Source organism: Bradyrhizobium sp. Ken51, assembly GCF_055807435.1.
Genome location: NZ_JBVVPB010000107.1, coordinates 1 through 1,628 on the forward strand (window position 1 = coordinate 1; position 1,628 = coordinate 1,628).

General features: G+C 58.8%; 1 protein-coding gene and 1 pseudogene. One reads left to right on the forward strand and one right to left on the reverse strand.

Annotation, left to right across the window (positions count from 1 at the left end; all coding sequences use genetic code 11):
- Window positions 1-221 precede the first annotated feature (221 nt).
- A complete protein-coding gene (locus tag AC0L27_RS40985) occupies window positions 222-605 on the forward strand; it encodes a transposase (protein WP_473323764.1) in 384 nt (127 codons plus the stop codon).
- A gap of 606 nt (window positions 606-1,211) precedes the next feature.
- Here the strand turns inward: AC0L27_RS40985 and AC0L27_RS40990 are convergent.
- A pseudogene (locus AC0L27_RS40990) lies at window positions 1,212-1,628 on the reverse strand (ABC transporter permease); the annotation flags it as partial.

Below are 1,628 nucleotides of genomic sequence, written 5' to 3' on the forward strand. Positions count from 1 at the left end.
TCGTGCTCAGATGGGCATGTATGCGGGCGTCAGCGAGCGCCACCTAGACCGTCTCTTCTCTGAGCATCTGAATGCAGATACTCCGAGGTCTATCACAATTTTCGGCTGGCTCGCATTCGCCACAGGCTTGTCCAGCGCATCACATTGTTCACGCGCGTACGTAAGCTTGTTGGGTAAGCATTATAGCCGCCACCGACACCGCGAAAGTAGCAGAGTTGATCGTGATCGTGCGTGACGATGAGGACGTTTGCCTGCCAAAAGCCGCCCGCTGGGCTTTGGCTGAAATCGCCGATCAGATTGAGGCATTGACGGGCCAGATCGATAAGCTCGAACGAGGTATCGTCGACGAGTTGAAGCGTGACGAGGACATGCGGCGGCTGATCACAATTTCGGGCGTTGGAACGATCACGGCGGCTTCCGTCAAAGCGCTGGTCCCGGATCCCGTAGAATTCAAATCCGGCCGTCACTTCGCCGCATGGCTGGGACTGACGCCGAAGCCCCATTATAGCGGCGGCAAGGAAGGCTCGGCGGCATATCGAAAATGGGGAATCCGACGCTCCGCTCGCTGCTTGTTTGTGGCGCGACGTCGGTCTTGCGACGCGTGAAGGGCAAAGAGAACGCGCCGCGGTGGCTAATCGCGCTTTTGGCGCGACGGCCTTTCAAGGCAGTCGCGGTCGCGCTTGCCAATAAGATCGCGAGGATCATCTGGGCGCTCCTCACCAAGGGCGGGAGCTATCGAAATACTGGCGCAGCAAAGCGGCGCAGCACGTGCCTGAACCGAACGACCAGAACAGACTGCCCGGCGCGTAGCCGGACAGTGGCGAGGTGCATAATTAGAGGATGACCCCACGGGACGAAATCCCGAGGCGAGAGAGGCCGGCGCCACAATGCGCTTAAAGCGAGTCAGATTGATCAGCCCCTCGCATCGCGAATTTCATCGAGGCCAGCGGTCCACGACCGCGCTGAAAGGCCCGACATATGACCGCACCGTTCCCGGAGGACGAAATGTTTAAAAAAGCACTTGCACGCGGGGCCGTTCCACATATGCCGCGGTATACCTCCAATAGAAAGGCCAATGGCGTGATCCTTTGATAGCTGGCGTGCTGGGTGCGCTCAGATCATTTGAACTGTCGATCAGAGCATCGAACGCGGCGACTTAGCTGCCCAGTGGCTCGAACAGGTCGCGGTTCGGTGTGCTCCCCTTGCCCATTCTATTCGCCGCTCGACAGTAGCAAGCCGTTCTTCTTGGCGCTGCGCAAAAGGACAAGGAATGCCCCAAAAGATGCAATCAACAGCACCGCGTTGATGGCCAACGCGCTCAGCATTAGATCGGTCCGGAAGGAGTTCTCGATCAGCAGCGCGCGCATCCCTTCGAACACGTAGGTCGGCGGCAGCGTCCAGGCGACGTATTGCAGCCAGACCGGCAGCACGCTGACGGGATAGTAGACGCAGGCGAGCGGCATGACCGCGAACATCAAGGTCCAGACGATGCTCTCGGCGCCGAGGCCGTTTCGCAGCACCAGTCCGGAGACGAAAATGCCGACCGACCAACTCGTGAAGATCAGATTGCAGAAGAACGCAATCAGCGGCACGCCGAGCGCATAAACGTTGAAGTGAAACAGGAACAA